This is a genomic window from Sulfolobus sp. E5-1-F, from assembly GCF_009601705.1.
In the GTDB taxonomy this organism is placed as follows: Archaea; Thermoproteota; Thermoprotei_A; order Sulfolobales; family Sulfolobaceae; genus Saccharolobus.
Genome location: NZ_CP045687.1, coordinates 857287 through 871772 on the forward strand (window position 1 = coordinate 857287; position 14486 = coordinate 871772).

Here is a 14486-nt window from a genome sequence, read left to right on the forward strand (position 1 = left end):
TTATAAATATATAATGAAATCTACTCCCTTTTACTTAAACATTTCCGTAAAATACTGTTAATTTAGCAGTAAAGTGTTTATGTAGATATCGTTTTGAAAGCTTAAAATGTTTGTATTACATATCTTTAAATGTGAAAATAAGAAAGCTCACAAAGGATAGTAACTACAATGAATTTCTGATGGATCCAATTTACTCAAGGCTAATAGAAAACATTGAAAAACTTAAGGACAGAATATTTCATTTAAGCAAGATCGTGAACTTACAAGCTTATATGGAGGGTTTCACTTTTTACACTTCGTCAAATTACAGAAGCACACCGATTGATGTTATACCTAGAATAGTTACATCAGTACTCTTCTTCAAAATTTCAAATTATTTAGTAGCTAGAAGCTATGTGCTTAATAAGTTCATAAAAGAAATATATCAAGAGGGATCAACTCCTATTCCAGACTGGATAGTAAAAACAACTCCATACTTTAGGCCGGAAATGATGGGATTCTCACCACCTAAAGATATTTACATTCACGTTTACGGTGCTGACATAGTTAGAATGAACGGCATACCATTTATTTTAGAGGACAATTTGAGAATTCCATCTGGAATATCATATTCGTATAAGGCCTTTGAATACATTGATAGGTTTCTACCAGAGTTAAAAGAAGGTTATGATAACAAGATAATTCAAATTAACGGGCTAAACTACCTTTACGACATTTTACGTTATGTAAGCAATAGTAAAGACCCTGTCATAGCTATCTTAACTGACGGTAACTACAATTCAGCCTATTTCGAACACAAGTTTATTTCCGATAAATTAGGAATAATACAAGTTGAACCTAAGGATATTTACATTAAGGATAAGGAAGTAGTAGTGAAAACTGTAGATGAGGGTGAAGTCCACGTTGATGTAATTTACAGAAGGATTGAGGATTTAGATTACCTAACGCCAGGTTTAATAAAAGCCTATTTGAGGGGTTGGGTAACGTTGGCTAATGCTCCGGGAACTGGGATAGCTGACGATAAGGCAACATTTGTATGGGTACCTTATTTGGCTGAGAGATATGGTATTAAACTAAATTATGTTAGACAACCATTAACGTTCTGTTTATACGAAAAGGAAAATCTAAAGAAAGTTATTACCCAGCCTACAAGATATGTTATAAAGAAGAGAGAGGGTTATGGTGGTATCGGCTTGGCAATAGTTAAGGATGATAATATAAACGTTTTGAAAGAGATTTATAAGGAATATGAAAACTTTATAGCGCAAGAAGTTCTCGACTTCGATACGGTAGTTTCTGTGGTTAACGATTCGTTTTATGAAACTTACGCCGATATGAGAATCTTCACGTATTATGACAAAGTTGCCAGTGCAGTTTTAAGTAGAGTTGGAATAGTGGGAAGTAGGATAACTAATAACTCCTCTGGAGGAATGGTGAAACCTTTATGGATTATAGAGTAGAATATTCAAGCATTTACGAATATGAGGCAGACGTTATATCAAATGAAAACACATTGAAGATTGTTCCATATAATGGGGATAATCAACTGCTAATATCCCATGAAGTTTACACTATACCTAATGGTTATAAAACGTCCTATATTGACATCTTCGGAAACCTCGTATATAAGGTAAAGGTTCAAGAGGTACATAAGAGATTGGAAATATACTCCAAAAGTGAAGTGAGGGTTGATAAAAAAGTGATAAAGCTTGACTACGAGTTCCCATATGACTACGGCTTTAACGAATATCTCTTACCAACGAGATTAGTTGACCCAGAACCTTTCCAAAAAGTAGCTAAGGAATTGACAAAGGGTTTAAGGACACTTGGGGAAGTAGTAGAAACGGTAATCAATTTCGTGAGGAAGAAGATCACGTATAAGCCCGGAGTTACGAACATTAACACTACAGCTTATGAGGCATTTAGTTTGGGTTATGGAGTTTGCCAAGATTATACTCATATCACATTGGGATTGCTTAGGGCTTTAGGCATTCCTGCCAGATATGTTATGGGAGTAGTTAATGATAACCCTAGGCTACTCACGCATGGATTGAAGTATTAACTCCAGATGGTACTTAGCTAGACGTTGATCCGACAAGAGGTAGGTTTTACAATCTGGGTTATATAAAGTTCGCAGTTGGTAGGGACTTCAATGACGTCAGTCCAGTGGTAGGATTTTTCGTTAGTTCTGGAAGGGGTTGGCTTAAAGAAGTGAGGATAAGGGTGGAGAGAAATGCTTCCTAAGAGTATTGCGTATAAGATTTATTGGGCTGGAAGATATTTGGAGAGAATAGAAAGCATATGTAGGATGTCCTTACTAGCAATAAATAATGGACTAGGTATAAACGCTGTTGCTAAGGAGATTGGGTTAAACGACGAGAATGAACTGATAAACTACATTAGGATGACATTTCAGTATTTTAGGGAAGACATCAGAAGTTTTGCTGATGAGAAGATTATAGTTCAAGTTAATGGTCTTGAATTCCTAATAGATTCTGATAAATCGGATCCAGAAAGTTACTTCAAGCATTTACTCAATGGAGTATATGGTATTGGAAGTAGCCTGGAGAATTTCTTCGTGGAAGTTAGAAGTGAGATAAGGATAAGATCACAGCAAGAAAATCAACCAGAATAAGATACACTTTAAAAAATATTTTAACTCTTATTTTCCTTAGATTCTCGCATGATTTTTCTTAAGTTTATCGTTTTATCGTAGTTCACTTTCCCGTTCTCAATTACTACCCCATAAACTTTTTGTGCTACATCTTGTGTAATATATTCATTTTTTACATCTTGTAAGACTAGTTCTGGATCCCTATCTAAAGGATCTCCCCAACCTCCTCCTCCGGCACTATGTAAACTTACCTTATCTCCGTACTCTAGTTTTACTGCTGCAACTTTTCTTACAACTCTAGGCTTCTCTCCTTTCTTGTAAATTACTGCGTAGTTTGGAGGACCATTAAATCCACCATTAATTCCCCATGGCGGGAATTTGGATCTTCCTATTGAGACCGTAAAATACGCTTCTTTAGATAATACTACGTAGTCCTTAATAATTCCCAGACCTCCTCTGTATTTTCCATGACCCGGACCATCTTCTGTGTTTAGACTTTCTCTTTCAACTAAAATAGGCATTTTTCTTTCATAGACCTCTGCAGAAGCTATATATGTTTCTCCATCACCGCTGGCCACTAGTGCGCTTTCTCCGTCTCTATCATTACATCCTCCCCAACCACCTGGTTGAGGTTCTACGATCGCAAACGGTTCACCCGTTTTCTCATCATATCCTCCTAAGATTGTAGCTAATATTGATAAGAAATGTCCTGCGGATAATTTGTCAGGTACGTAAGGGGCGAGTGCTTTCCATACTAAGTCTGTTGCGTATGACATTGACTCCCAGTACGTTGACGTCGGGGCCGGTTTTCTGGGATTGAATATACTTCCCTCAGGTGCTATGACTTTTAGAGGTGAGAAGAACCCTGCATTAGGTAAGGCACGAGGATCTGTTATAGCCATATATGTTTCTCTAACTGCAGAAACAGTAGCTGGTAGAGGAGAATTTATAGGCCCATTGACTTGATTAGAGCTTCCGGTGAAGTCGACAACGAACTCTTCATCAGTTATGGTAACTCTTACCTTAACGTAAACGGGATTGTCGGAAATTCCGTCATCGTCAATATAGTCTTCCGCCTCAAATTTACCTTTCGGTAACTTCGCTAGTTTCAACTTACTTAATTTAGCCCCATCTTCTATGAGCTTGTCCATAGCCTCAATTACGTTCTCTAAACCATATTTCTCAATAAGTGCATTTATTCTCCTAGCTGCAATTTTCATAGAAGCCATTTGTGCTTCCATGTCCCCTAATGTAGCATTAGGCATTCTGGAATTAGCAGATATTATATCAATTACGTCCCTATTGGGTTTTCCTCCAATGTATAATTTAATGTTTGGTAGTTGAAGCCCCTCCTGGAATATTTCCGTGGCATCTGAACTCCAACTGCCGAAGTGCATCCCCCCAATTTCACTCCAATGCCCTTTATTTACTATGAACCCGACTAATGTATCTTTAGCGAACATAGGCATAATTAATGCGACGTCATTGAGATGCGTACCACCCGAGTATGGGATATTAGTAGCTATAACATCACCTGGATTTATATCACTTTTCCATTTTTCTAATACTTCTCTTATAGTAAAGTCTAAAACCCCAGAGAATCCTGGTACTCCCGGTGCTTGTGCTACCAGACCTCTCCCCTTGGAGTCGGTTATTCCAACAGCGTAATCCAAAACCTCATAAATAACGGGACTTTTAGCGGTTCTTCCAAAGGCGTAGAACATCTCCTCAGACGCTACTACAAGACCATTCTTTATAATTTCCAAAGTGAATGGATCTACCATTGTCAGTCCCTCTCAATAATTAGATTACCATAACTATCTAGCATTCCCGTCTGCCCTTCTAGTATTAATGATGTGGAAGTTGGGTCTTCTATGATTGCTGGACCTACTACTTGGTAATTAACTGGCAAATATTCTTTATTATACACATCCCACTCCTCATATTTCCCTTCATAGAATACCTTTCTTTTTCCTATTAATGCCTTACTAATATCTGAATTATTCCTCACTATCTTCTTTAATGGAATATCCTTAGCCTTAACTACACCACTTACATGAAAGTTCACTATTTCGATTGGGCTATCTAAGGTAAATGCATATGCGATTTCATGGGCTTCGTGGAACCTTCTCTCTATCTCCTCCAATTCCTTACTTCCAATCTCCCCTGGCATTATACTGACTTTTACAGTATGTTCTTGACCGAAATATCTCATCTCAGCGTATCTTAGCATTATGATGTCTTCCTCTTTGAATCCCTCCGATACTAATATGGACCGTATTTTGTTCTCTAGTTCATTAAATTTTTCATTTATCAGATCTACACTTCTTTCCTTGTCAATCCTTAAAGGATAGGACAATACAAGGTCGTGTCTAATATCTGAAACAAGCATTCCCCATGCAGAGAATACTCCAGCGGGGAGAAATGGTACTATTATCTTCTTTATGTCTAATTCTTCTGCAACAAATGGAGCGAACATTGGACCAGAGCCACCGTATGCTACTAAGGTAAACTCTCTTGGATCGTATCCTCTTTGAACCGATATTAACCTCACTGCATTTACTGCATTATCGTTAGCAATTTTAATTATGCCATAGGAGACCTCTTCAATAGACATGCCATAGTGTTTCGCAATACTTGAAATAGCCTCTTCAGCAAGTCTTTTGTTAACCTTTATTTTCCCGCCAAGTAGTTCTTCTTGATTTAGAAATCCACAGATTATATAAGCATCTGTCACAGTGATGTCTTTACCTCCTTTCCCATAAGATACTGGCCCTGGGTAAGCCCCAGCCGCTCTAGGTCCTACTTTTAAATTGCTTGTTTCATCTATCCAAGCAATACTCGTCCCGCCATTACCTATTTCAACTATGTCTAATGTTGGGACTTTCACTGGGTATCCCGGATTGTACTTATCTCTTCCGACATAGTAATCAGTATTTATATTGGGTTCTAGATTTCTCACTAGACTAGCTTTAGTGGTAGTACTCCCACCATCCATCGCTATAATGTTTTTTTCTCCTAATGTGTCACTTATTTTAATAGCACCGATAACTCCTGCTACCGGACCGGATTCTAAGGTATATATTGGAAATCTTTTAGCGTAGTCGAATGTAGCCATACCTCCATTGGAAAGCATAGCGAAATAATTTCCCTTAAAACCTCTATTTTTAAATTCATTTTCCAGTTTGCTTAAGTATTTGCTCATTTTTGGCATAACGTATGCGTTAAGTACAGCTGTACTAGTTCTCTCGTACTCTCTCCACTCTCTAGTGACCTCATGAGATAACGTTACCATAATATTAGGATCAACTCTCTTGATGATTTCTCCTATCTTAAGTTCATGTATAGGGTTAACGTAAGAGTTGATAAAACTTATAGCAATGGCTTCTACGTTTTCATCTTTTAGTCTTTTAATCGCTTCGACAGCTTCGTTTTCGTTAAGAGGCATTAAAATATCGCCATTGCTCTTTATCCTCTCGGTGACCTCCAGTCTTAAATATCTCGGAACGAATGGAGTAGGTTTCTTATATTTGAAATTGTACATATCTCTTCTATTAGCCCTTTGGATTTCTAGGATATCTCTAAAGCCCTTAGTTGTGATTAGACCTACCTTTGCTCCTTTCCTTTCTACTATTGTGTTTATGGCTAGTGTCTGACCGTGAATTATGGTATTTACATAACCTAAATTTATCTTAACTTGGTCTACTGCCTCAAGAACGCCATTTGACGGGTCGTCGGGTGTTGTCTCTACCTTTGCCCAACTTATATCTCCGTTGTCTTCGTTGTAGACCACCACGTCAGTGAAAGCGCCTCCTATATCTATGCCCACTCTTATCATTGATTAAGTTGTATTGATTTAAAGATATTAAGCAGTCTAATAGTCCTTTATGTCAGCAGAATGTTTTAAATAGACTAAACAACGTATGATAATATCCTTTCTTACTGTCGTAATATGCTTGTTGTTAGACAATGATGGACTAGTCAAAAGAAAATTATAAATAACAGTTATTTTTATAGATTTTATTAAGTTGAGAAATGTCATGGGAAGAGGTATTTCGAAACTATCTTGATGATAAAGATATAAGGATTTTGAAACTTTTAAATCAGGACGCGAATATCTCTGACGCTAAGCTGGGTAAATTAGTTGGACTTTCAAAGACTGCTGTGAGATTAAGAAGAGTAAAACTGCAAAATTCTGGGATTTTAAGAATAGTTGGTGTGGTAGTTTTGCAAAACTTAGGTATACCGTATGCGGACCTCTTAGTAAAGTTGAAGAATGATATAGTACTAAGGGAGCAATTTATAAACAAACTTATAGCAAATGATCTAGTATATGAGGTAACTGAATATATGGGAGATTGGGATTTACTCATAAGATTATTTCATAACAATATTGCTAAGTTAAAGGAAGAGTCATTAAAAATTATTAGTGATAGAGCTGTTCAAGATTACAGAATTAATTATGTAGTAAAAACTTATAAGGCGTGGGGAAAATCGATTCTTTCTAGTATATAAACCTTACTTAAAAACTCACAGTCTAATAGACTACAATAATCTAGTTTTTTGGAATAGAGATAATGGAATAGTTGACTAGATAATAGCGTTAATAATAGTTATTTTCTTAAAAAACTATTTCTTCTAAACTATCATAATGCTTTTATCTCATTTTTAAACATTAGAAAATATGACCGGAAAGGAGGAAATTAGCTCAAAATACGACGATTATTCATTGAAGGAAGTCCCTAAAGATTCCAGATATGGTTTCTTTAACGTTTTTCTAGTATTTTCATCTGTATATGGTGCAATAGCTGTAATATGGGCTGGAGGAGCACTAGGTTATGGTCTCACATTTTCTCAGGCTATGATTGCAGTGCTGTCGGGGACAGTAGTATTAGGCATCTTAGGTTCATTAACTGCAGCAGTGGGAGCTTATAGTGGTCTTTCCACATACGTTATGTGGAGACATCCTTTAGGAAGATGGGGAGGTAAAATTGCTGGATTGTTACTGATAACTATAACTACGGGAATAGGATGGTATGCAGTAGAAACATGGCTATTTGGTATAGTAATGAGTGAGATATTCCCAAATAATCCATTCTTTTCTGTTGGAGTAGCCGCAATTTGGGGAGGAATTTTGATGACAATAATGACATATGTAGGCTATAGGATGCTGTCTTTCCTAAGTTACTTTACAATTCCGTTTCATATATGGCTGATAGCAATAGGAATAGCAATAGTATTAGCACTTAAAGGGGGATTCCACACAGTTATGACAGCTGTTCCTACAAGCCATATGAGCTTGCTTGACGGTATATCTGCTACTATAGGATTATATAGTGCTGGGACTATAATTTCTCCCGATATCTCCAGATTTGCCAAATCAGCGAAGGATGCTGGATATGCGTGGTTTGCCCACATAATTTTCCTATATCCATTCTTAATATTGGGAGGAGTTGCAATAGTGTTAGCGACTGGTTCCTATTTAATAACTAACGCGATGCTGGAATTAGGTATGGGAGTTGGCGTTTTACTAATTATAGTTTTCGGTCAGTTCATAATAAACACTGATAATCTATATAGTGGTTCCTTATCTTTAGTTAACCTAATTCCAATGAGACGTGAAATCGCCTCTATAATCAATGGTGTCATAGGTACTGCCATTGCTGCATATGTCGGATTCTCTGCGGGTTCATCCATAACTCCCTTCGAGAACTTTATCTCTTTACTAGGAGACTTTTTACCAGCAATGGGAGGAATTGTACTAGCTGACTTCTACATTGTGAAGAAATACGTTAATAAAATCCAAGATCCTCATAAACGATATCAATTCGTACCAAATAATAAATATTACAATATAAATATTGCAGGAATATTAGCTCTAGCATTAGGCTCAATAATAGGTTACTTTGTAAATGCAGGTATACCAGCCATAAACTCCTTAGTTACTGGCTTCCTATCCTATATAATAATATACTACATTATCAAAGCAATGGGTAAGAGTCCAGAAATATTGCCGTTTAACTATGAAGGGGGGATATTAAGATGAAATTGTCTGATAACTATAGAATATTTACTATATCTAACGTTATAGTGGGGTTAATCTTCAGTACACTATATTTCATTACAAGTGGGTTTATACAATACTATAACTTAGTCTATGGTATCCTTACGTTAGGAATAGCTATATGGGGAATTGGGAGATATTATTTCAAACAGATAGAAGATGATAGAATAAGAGCAGGAGTTCAAACAGCGTGGCTAATAGTCTCTTTCGCTCTAGGTTACATATCAATAATTTACGCCCCTGTTCTGTTCACCAGGTTAGAAATAATAGTGATTGAGTCCGTTCTGTCAATAATACAAATTTTGTGGGGTTCTGCACTATTAGCAATTTCATATAGGAAAGGATACTCAGTAATAAAGGTGTAACTACATGGAGACTTATTTCATCGAAGAGAGAGATTTACAAAACCTAATAACTGGAGCGTCATTTTTAGGCACTGGAGGTGGAGGAGATCCGTATATAGGAGGACTTATGTTAAAAAGGGAACTAGAAATTGTGAAGAAGATAGAAGTAATAACTGGAATGAAGTACTCAAATAATAAATCATTTATTTTAGGTAGTGCAATGATGGGGGCTCCTATAGTTATGATAGAAAAAATACCCAACAGCTCTGAAGCTAAAAAGGCCCTTGAAGTTTATTCTAAATTTACCGATAATGAAGTAGAATACATTACGCCACTGGAAATGGGCGGAGTCAACTCCACGATCCCATTAATAACATCAGCTAAGACCGGTATTCCAGTAATTGATGGAGATGGTATGGGAAGGGCGTTTCCAGAACTGCAAATGACTACCTTTTACTTTTATGGTGTTCAACCTTCTCCAATCGTCATATTCGATGAAAGAGGTAATGTAAGTATAGTACAAGGTATAGACGGTTATTGGTCTGAGAAAATAGCAAGAATCATCACTGTAAGATACGGTGGAAGTGCATATATTGCACTGTACGGTACTTCATTACCAACTTACTTAAATACTGCCGTACTAGGTACACTGAGTTTAGCCTTAGAAATAGGCAAGCTATTAAATCAAATGCGTCTCGATGATGTGTTAGACCTTTTAAAGGCAATAATAATGTTCAAGGGTAAGGTGGTAGATGTACAAAGAAGAGTAGAGAAGGGATTCTCCAAAGGAAATGTAATTATAGAGGGTATAGAAAACTACAGAGAGAAAAATATGAAAATTGACTTTCAGAATGAATTCTTAGTAGCAAGGATTAATAATAATATAGTAACTACTGTGCCAGATCTCATAACAGTTCTGGATCTATTCACATTAAAACCAATTACGACGGACAGAATAAAGTATGGTCAAAAAGTCATGGTTATCGGTATACCTTCTAGTGAGAAACTCAGAACTAAAGAAGCATTAAGATATGTAGGACCTAGAGCCTTTGGATATGATGTGGATTTCATACCGCTCGAGGAAAGGTGGAATAAGGTTGAGAATTAGAATAGGTATTGATATTGGTAGTACTCATACAGATGCAGTAGCATTAGAAGGTAAAGAGCTAATAGTAGCTGATAAAGTAATGACCACACCAGACCTAACTACTGGACTTTTAAATGCCATAAGTAGGGTAATGGAAAGACTTGGAGAAAGAAAGAACGAAGTAGATACGCTAATGATAGGGACTACCCACGGTCTGAACGCCTTACACCAAGGTAAAGGCTTAAATAGAGTAGCTATCATTAGAATTGGCTTACCTGCAGGAGAGGGAGTTCCTCCAGTATTTGATTGGCCACAGCAACTATCAAACTTTGTCACTCATAGATATATGGTAAGAGGAGGTCATGAGTATACCGGAGAAGAAATAGTAGAGATGGACGAGGACAAAATAAAGAAAATCGCTGAAGACATAAACGGTAAAGTGGATGCTATAGCTATCAGTTCAATATTTTCAATTGTAAATTCGTCACATGAGATTAAAGCAAGGGAGATTTTAAGAGAGAAAGGAATTAACGTACCCATAGTGCTTTCTCACGAAATTGGTGGAATAGGACTGTTAGAGAGGGAGAACTCAGCGATCTTAAATGCGTTAATACTTAAAATCTTCGATAACCTAATAACCAAAATCAAACAGTTACTTTCTTCTTTAGGCATAGAAGATGTAAGACTATTCTTCGCACAGAATGATGGAACTGTGGCCTCTGAAGATTTCATCAAAGGCTATCCGATATTCACTGTAGCGGGACCAGTTTCAAATAGTATTAGAGGAGCGCATTTACTGACTGGGATAAAAGATGCAATAGTAATGGACGTAGGAGGAACTACAACAAACGTAGGTGTTCTCCATGAGGGATATCCTAGAGAATCCTCATCTGTAGTAGAAATAGCTAAAATAAGGACTAATTTCAGAATGCCCGATATTTACACGATGGCATTGGGAGGAGGCACCATAGTTAATGAAGAGAAAATAGGACCAGAGAGTGTAGGTTACGCACTAATAAATAAGGGAATAGCATGGGGAGGTGATACTTTAACTGCAACAGATGTCGCTATGGTAGTGAAAGGAATAACAATAGATGGTACAAATCCGAAGCTGATAAATAACAAATTCCCTAGGGAGTACTTATTTAGGGTTTACACCAAAATGGTGGAAATGTGGGAAGACGCCATAGACTTAATGAAAACTTCAAAAGATGATGTAACGGTGATTGTTGTGGGCGGGGGAAGTGTAATGGTTCCGGAGAAGTTGAGAGGTGCGAGGGAAGTTATAAGGCCACAAAATGCCCAATACGCTAATGCCATAGGTGCGACATTAACCAAAGTTGGTGCAACAATAGAAAGGACGTTCTCCTATGATCAAATAACTAGGGAAACTGCAATAAAGAGCCTAATTGATGAGGCTAAAAGTCTAGCTATTAGAGCTGGGGCCTTAAGTACGACAATAGAAGTTAGAGAAATAGAAGAAATACAAATACCTTATCTGCCCGGAAATTCTGTAAAAGTAAAAGTTAAGGTAGTTGGTGAATTTTCTTAACTTCTTTTAATACCATTTCCTTAATCTTATCGTATCCTCCAACTTCCTTCCACTTATTACTTACAGGGATTTCTAATACTCTCACCTTTACTCCGTATCTAAGGGAGTCAGAAGTCACTACGTTATTATTATAATCTATTAAATTGATAATTTCTGGTGATATTGACAGAATTTTTCCTTCTTTAAGGAAGCTTAAATACTCATTTTTAAATACGACTTCAGCACTTTCACCTCTATATTCTTCAAGGCCGTCAATTTTAGCTATACCAATTGCAAATCCTCCTAAGTTAAATCTCTTTACATCAACTATTTTACCTTCGAAAATTATCTTACCCCTCGCTAAATTAATCATTTCATCCAATCCTTGTTCTATTAACGTTTTACCTAACTCAAAAGCTAGACTTACTGTACCCAAGATAGCTCCATTAATGTACTCCCTTCCAGAGGCTGGGTAAAGCGAGATATAACCTCTTCCACCAAATCCCACAGTTATACTCCTTGCAATACTCTCAGCCCGGAAATTATCAACAGTCTCTATAATAACGCAATTTTCACGCTCGTCACAAATACTCAGAGGTGTTGCCTTATATCCTGCAAAATGCATAGTGGTCATATATAATTCAGGAAAAGCCCTACCCTCATAATCCCCATCTACTAATGGTTTCTTGCTCATTAACGATGCCATAAATGGGACAACTGAGTTTATACCACCTATTTCAATAGAAGTTATTTTAGTGACTTCTTTTCTCAAGAATTTAGTTAAGGTCATAAGAGATCTATAATATTCATTGCCTGCGGGGATCTTCTCTATGCCGATCAATGGCGATCCCATACCGCCTACTCCTATTATGAAATCTTTATCCTCATCAACTTCGTCAGTATATTCAACATAGTCAACATTCATCTGAAGCATTTTTGCTTTAACAATTTTATATCCTAAAAACGGATTTCCACCACCACCAGAACCTAATATCGAACTTCCTATTGCAAGATTGTATAGATCATTTACAGAAATTCTCATGTTTTCTTATAAAGCCCTCTAGTAATATAAAGTTTAAAGTTTGATTCAACGACGTTCAACAATGATCAAAGACTTTGGGTGAATATCGGAAAGGACAACTTTTTAGTAAGAAGTAACGCAACAAACTTGTTAAATAATATTTATATAAAAACAATTCTTACACTATTTAGATCTCTCTATGATATTTATGTTATATATCTTGTTGGTGAAACTCTTAAATCGATTGTCCCATTTCTGATTAATTATAAATTTGGTCTTTAACTTTTTGATCCTCTTTTTTATATAATACTCTAAAAAATGAGATTTGAATAAAAAACTTAATAAATGTATAAGCGTTCATAATTTATTGAAAATATGGTTAAAAATGAGATTCAAGCTTTAGCTTGTTCCCCTCTAAGGTCTACATCTTTAGTCTCTCTCAACGTTAGAACCCCAACAACTGCTACAATCCCATAAGCGATTATTAGCATAACTAAATATGGCCAGCCGAATTTAGCCCCATGAAGAGCAGATACGATATAACTAGCTAAGATTGGTGCTAAACCTCCTCCATAGACCTGAGATATTTGATATGCAAGATTATAATCAGAAACCCTATATGTGCGATCTTCTTTCTTTCAAGAGCTTAGATAATAGCACCCCTATTCATAATGGCACCCTATAGCAATTCACACATATAGTTTTCAGATTAGTTTCTTAATGAGAGATAGATATGAAGAATACAATATTATTAAGCACCACTAAATCTCATAATTTACTTTTGAAATATTTTTAGAAACATGGTTCTAAAATTTTGGATCTTTCCGGGGGAAATATCAATAAGCCACTACCGATATAATAGACTGTACATCATTATCATTCTAATAAACGTAAATAGCTAGGTCTTTACCTCGATATATACTATCTGACTTCCTAAAAGACTAGTCCTTCTACCAACAACTTGTAACAGCCAAGGATAAATTATCAATTCATAATATCTTCAGATAGGATAGTATTCTTGTGCAGTTTTAATAATCTTAGTGGTAAAAATGTCCACTCTTTTTGCATATGAATTTTTACTATGTTTATTGTAGAGTATGAAACAGCATGTTAACGAGTAAGGAATTATTATGATAATAGTTCATTGACTTATTGTAACTTATCGAAAAATATACATAGGTTTAACGTAATCGATGTCCTAAAATATTAAATAATTTTAAGTATAATAGTTATCATGTGTCGTTATTTAACTTATCACTCGTGACTTTTGAAATAGATCATGAAGATTGCTGGAGTAAGGTCACGTCAGATTAACCTGTGTTAATAAAAATCATTTTTGCAAAGCCAAGTCCTAGTTTTCCCTCCTAACAACTCGTAAACTGGAACGCCAAGTAACATAACATAAGCATCATACATCAAGAGGTTAACAACACTTATCGCATGCATAGCTATTCCACTCCTACCAATTGGCAACGTATATCTATATAGCAAATCCCATGCCATGCTTATCCTAGAGATTGGTAAACCCTTTATCAGATTAACTAAATTAGACATTACAAAATTACAAACCAACTCAGAGGTTTCAAGAATGGAATAAGTAGAGTTGTCGTCTAGATCCATTCTTATAAAACAAATCTTATCCATGAACGCTGATTGAAATGGTGATGAAGATCCAAGATATTCTTTATAGTAATCAGTTGGCTTAACGTAAGGAAAATTCTGCTTTGAAATACTCTCCGTAGTAACTACATATATCTTATCAATTTTTACCGTCATGCTATAACACTTCTCTAGGCACCTTTTTATCAATTAGTCCTAACTTGTG

The 14486-nt window shown here is 36.1% G+C and carries 11 protein-coding genes and 2 pseudogenes; 9 read left to right on the plus strand and 4 right to left on the minus strand.

The features are described 5' to 3' along the window. Positions 1-131 precede the first annotated feature (131 nt). The 3 genes from GFS03_RS04470 to GFS03_RS04480 all read left to right on the plus strand — a co-directional run bounded on the left by GFS03_RS04470 (position 132) and on the right by GFS03_RS04480 (position 2635). On the plus strand, positions 132-1460 hold the full coding sequence (locus GFS03_RS04470; protein WP_238699200.1) for a circularly permuted type 2 ATP-grasp protein: 1329 nt from the start codon (positions 132-134) through the stop codon (positions 1458-1460). Continuing rightward, a complete protein-coding gene (locus GFS03_RS04475; RefSeq protein ID WP_238699202.1) occupies positions 1445-2062 on the plus strand; it encodes a transglutaminase family protein in 618 nt (205 codons plus the stop codon). Before GFS03_RS04470 ends, GFS03_RS04475 begins: the two co-directional genes overlap by 16 nt. A gap of 171 nt (positions 2063-2233) precedes the next feature. Further along, positions 2234-2635, plus strand: a complete 402-nt coding sequence (locus GFS03_RS04480; protein ID WP_153422698.1) for an alpha-E domain-containing protein — start codon at positions 2234-2236, stop codon at positions 2633-2635. 20 nt (positions 2636-2655) lie between these two features. Here the strand turns inward: GFS03_RS04480 and GFS03_RS04485 are convergent, their stop codons facing one another. Both GFS03_RS04485 and GFS03_RS04490 read right to left on the minus strand, forming a co-directional pair. Further along, on the minus strand, positions 2656-4398 hold the full coding sequence (locus GFS03_RS04485) for a hydantoinase B/oxoprolinase family protein (RefSeq protein ID WP_153422699.1): 1743 nt from the start codon (positions 4396-4398) through the stop codon (positions 2656-2658). Between the two features lie 2 nt (positions 4399-4400). Next, entirely contained in the window at positions 4401-6452 is a 2052-nt protein-coding gene (locus GFS03_RS04490) for a hydantoinase/oxoprolinase family protein (RefSeq protein WP_153422700.1), read from the minus strand. A 197-nt stretch (positions 6453-6649) separates the two neighbouring features. On the opposite strand from GFS03_RS04490, the gene GFS03_RS04495 reads away from it, so the two are divergent. From GFS03_RS04495 to GFS03_RS04515, 5 genes are all read left to right on the plus strand, one after another. Next, complete coding sequence (locus GFS03_RS04495) at positions 6650-7129, plus strand: Lrp/AsnC family transcriptional regulator (RefSeq protein WP_153422701.1); 480 nt, start codon at positions 6650-6652, stop codon at positions 7127-7129. Positions 7130-7298: 169 nt separating this feature from the next. Then, entirely contained in the window at positions 7299-8660 is a 1362-nt protein-coding gene (locus GFS03_RS04500) for a purine-cytosine permease family protein (RefSeq protein ID WP_153422702.1), read from the plus strand. Continuing rightward, positions 8657-9043 (plus strand): hypothetical protein, encoded by a 387-nt coding sequence (locus GFS03_RS04505; protein ID WP_153422703.1) that lies wholly within the window; start codon positions 8657-8659, stop codon positions 9041-9043. Before GFS03_RS04500 ends, GFS03_RS04505 begins: the two co-directional genes overlap by 4 nt. 4 nt (positions 9044-9047) lie before the next feature. After that, the gene (locus GFS03_RS04510; protein WP_153422704.1) at positions 9048-10130 is read left to right on the plus strand and encodes a DUF917 domain-containing protein; all 1083 of its coding nucleotides are present in this window, start codon (positions 9048-9050) and stop codon (positions 10128-10130) included. After that, entirely contained in the window at positions 10078-11661 is a 1584-nt protein-coding gene (locus GFS03_RS04515) for a hydantoinase/oxoprolinase N-terminal domain-containing protein (protein WP_153422705.1), read from the plus strand. The genes GFS03_RS04510 and GFS03_RS04515 overlap by 53 nt, the downstream gene beginning before the upstream one ends. Here GFS03_RS04515 and GFS03_RS04520 read toward each other — a convergent pair. Continuing rightward, positions 11636-12682: a DUF917 domain-containing protein gene (locus tag GFS03_RS04520; RefSeq protein WP_153422706.1), complete on the minus strand. Its 1047-nt coding sequence runs from the start codon at positions 12680-12682 to the stop codon at positions 11636-11638. The genes GFS03_RS04515 and GFS03_RS04520 overlap by 26 nt on opposite strands. A 1215-nt stretch (positions 12683-13897) precedes the next feature. Here GFS03_RS04520 and GFS03_RS13525 point away from each other — a divergent pair. Next, a pseudogene (locus tag GFS03_RS13525) lies at positions 13898-13972 on the plus strand (bacterio-opsin activator); the annotation flags it as partial. 39 nt (positions 13973-14011) lie between these two features. On the opposite strand, the pseudogene GFS03_RS04530 reads toward GFS03_RS13525, so the two are convergent. Further along, positions 14012-14437 (minus strand): annotated as a pseudogene (locus GFS03_RS04530) (L-rhamnonate dehydratase); the annotation flags it as partial. Between the last annotated feature and the right edge of the window lie 49 nt (positions 14438-14486).

Bases quoted from the DNA above. Each gene is read 5' to 3' on its own strand.
- GFS03_RS04475 (WP_238699202.1), top strand. From the start codon at position 1,445: ATGGATTATAGAGTAGAATATTCAAGCATTTACGAATATGAGGCAGAC.
- GFS03_RS04480 (WP_153422698.1), top strand. From the start codon at position 2,234: ATGCTTCCTAAGAGTATTGCGTATAAGATTTATTGGGCTGGAAGATAT.
- GFS03_RS04485 (WP_153422699.1), bottom strand. From the start codon at position 4,398: ATGGTAGATCCATTCACTTTGGAAATTATAAAGAATGGTCTTGTAGTA.
- GFS03_RS04490 (WP_153422700.1), bottom strand. From the start codon at position 6,452: ATGATAAGAGTGGGCATAGATATAGGAGGCGCTTTCACTGACGTGGTG.
- GFS03_RS04495 (WP_153422701.1), top strand. From the start codon at position 6,650: ATGTCATGGGAAGAGGTATTTCGAAACTATCTTGATGATAAAGATATA.
- GFS03_RS04500 (WP_153422702.1), top strand. From the start codon at position 7,299: ATGACCGGAAAGGAGGAAATTAGCTCAAAATACGACGATTATTCATTG.
- GFS03_RS04505 (WP_153422703.1), top strand. From the start codon at position 8,657: ATGAAATTGTCTGATAACTATAGAATATTTACTATATCTAACGTTATA.
- GFS03_RS04510 (WP_153422704.1), top strand. From the start codon at position 9,048: ATGGAGACTTATTTCATCGAAGAGAGAGATTTACAAAACCTAATAACT.
- GFS03_RS04515 (WP_153422705.1), top strand. From the start codon at position 10,078: ATGATGTGGATTTCATACCGCTCGAGGAAAGGTGGAATAAGGTTGAGA.
- GFS03_RS04520 (WP_153422706.1), bottom strand. From the start codon at position 12,682: ATGAGAATTTCTGTAAATGATCTATACAATCTTGCAATAGGAAGTTCG.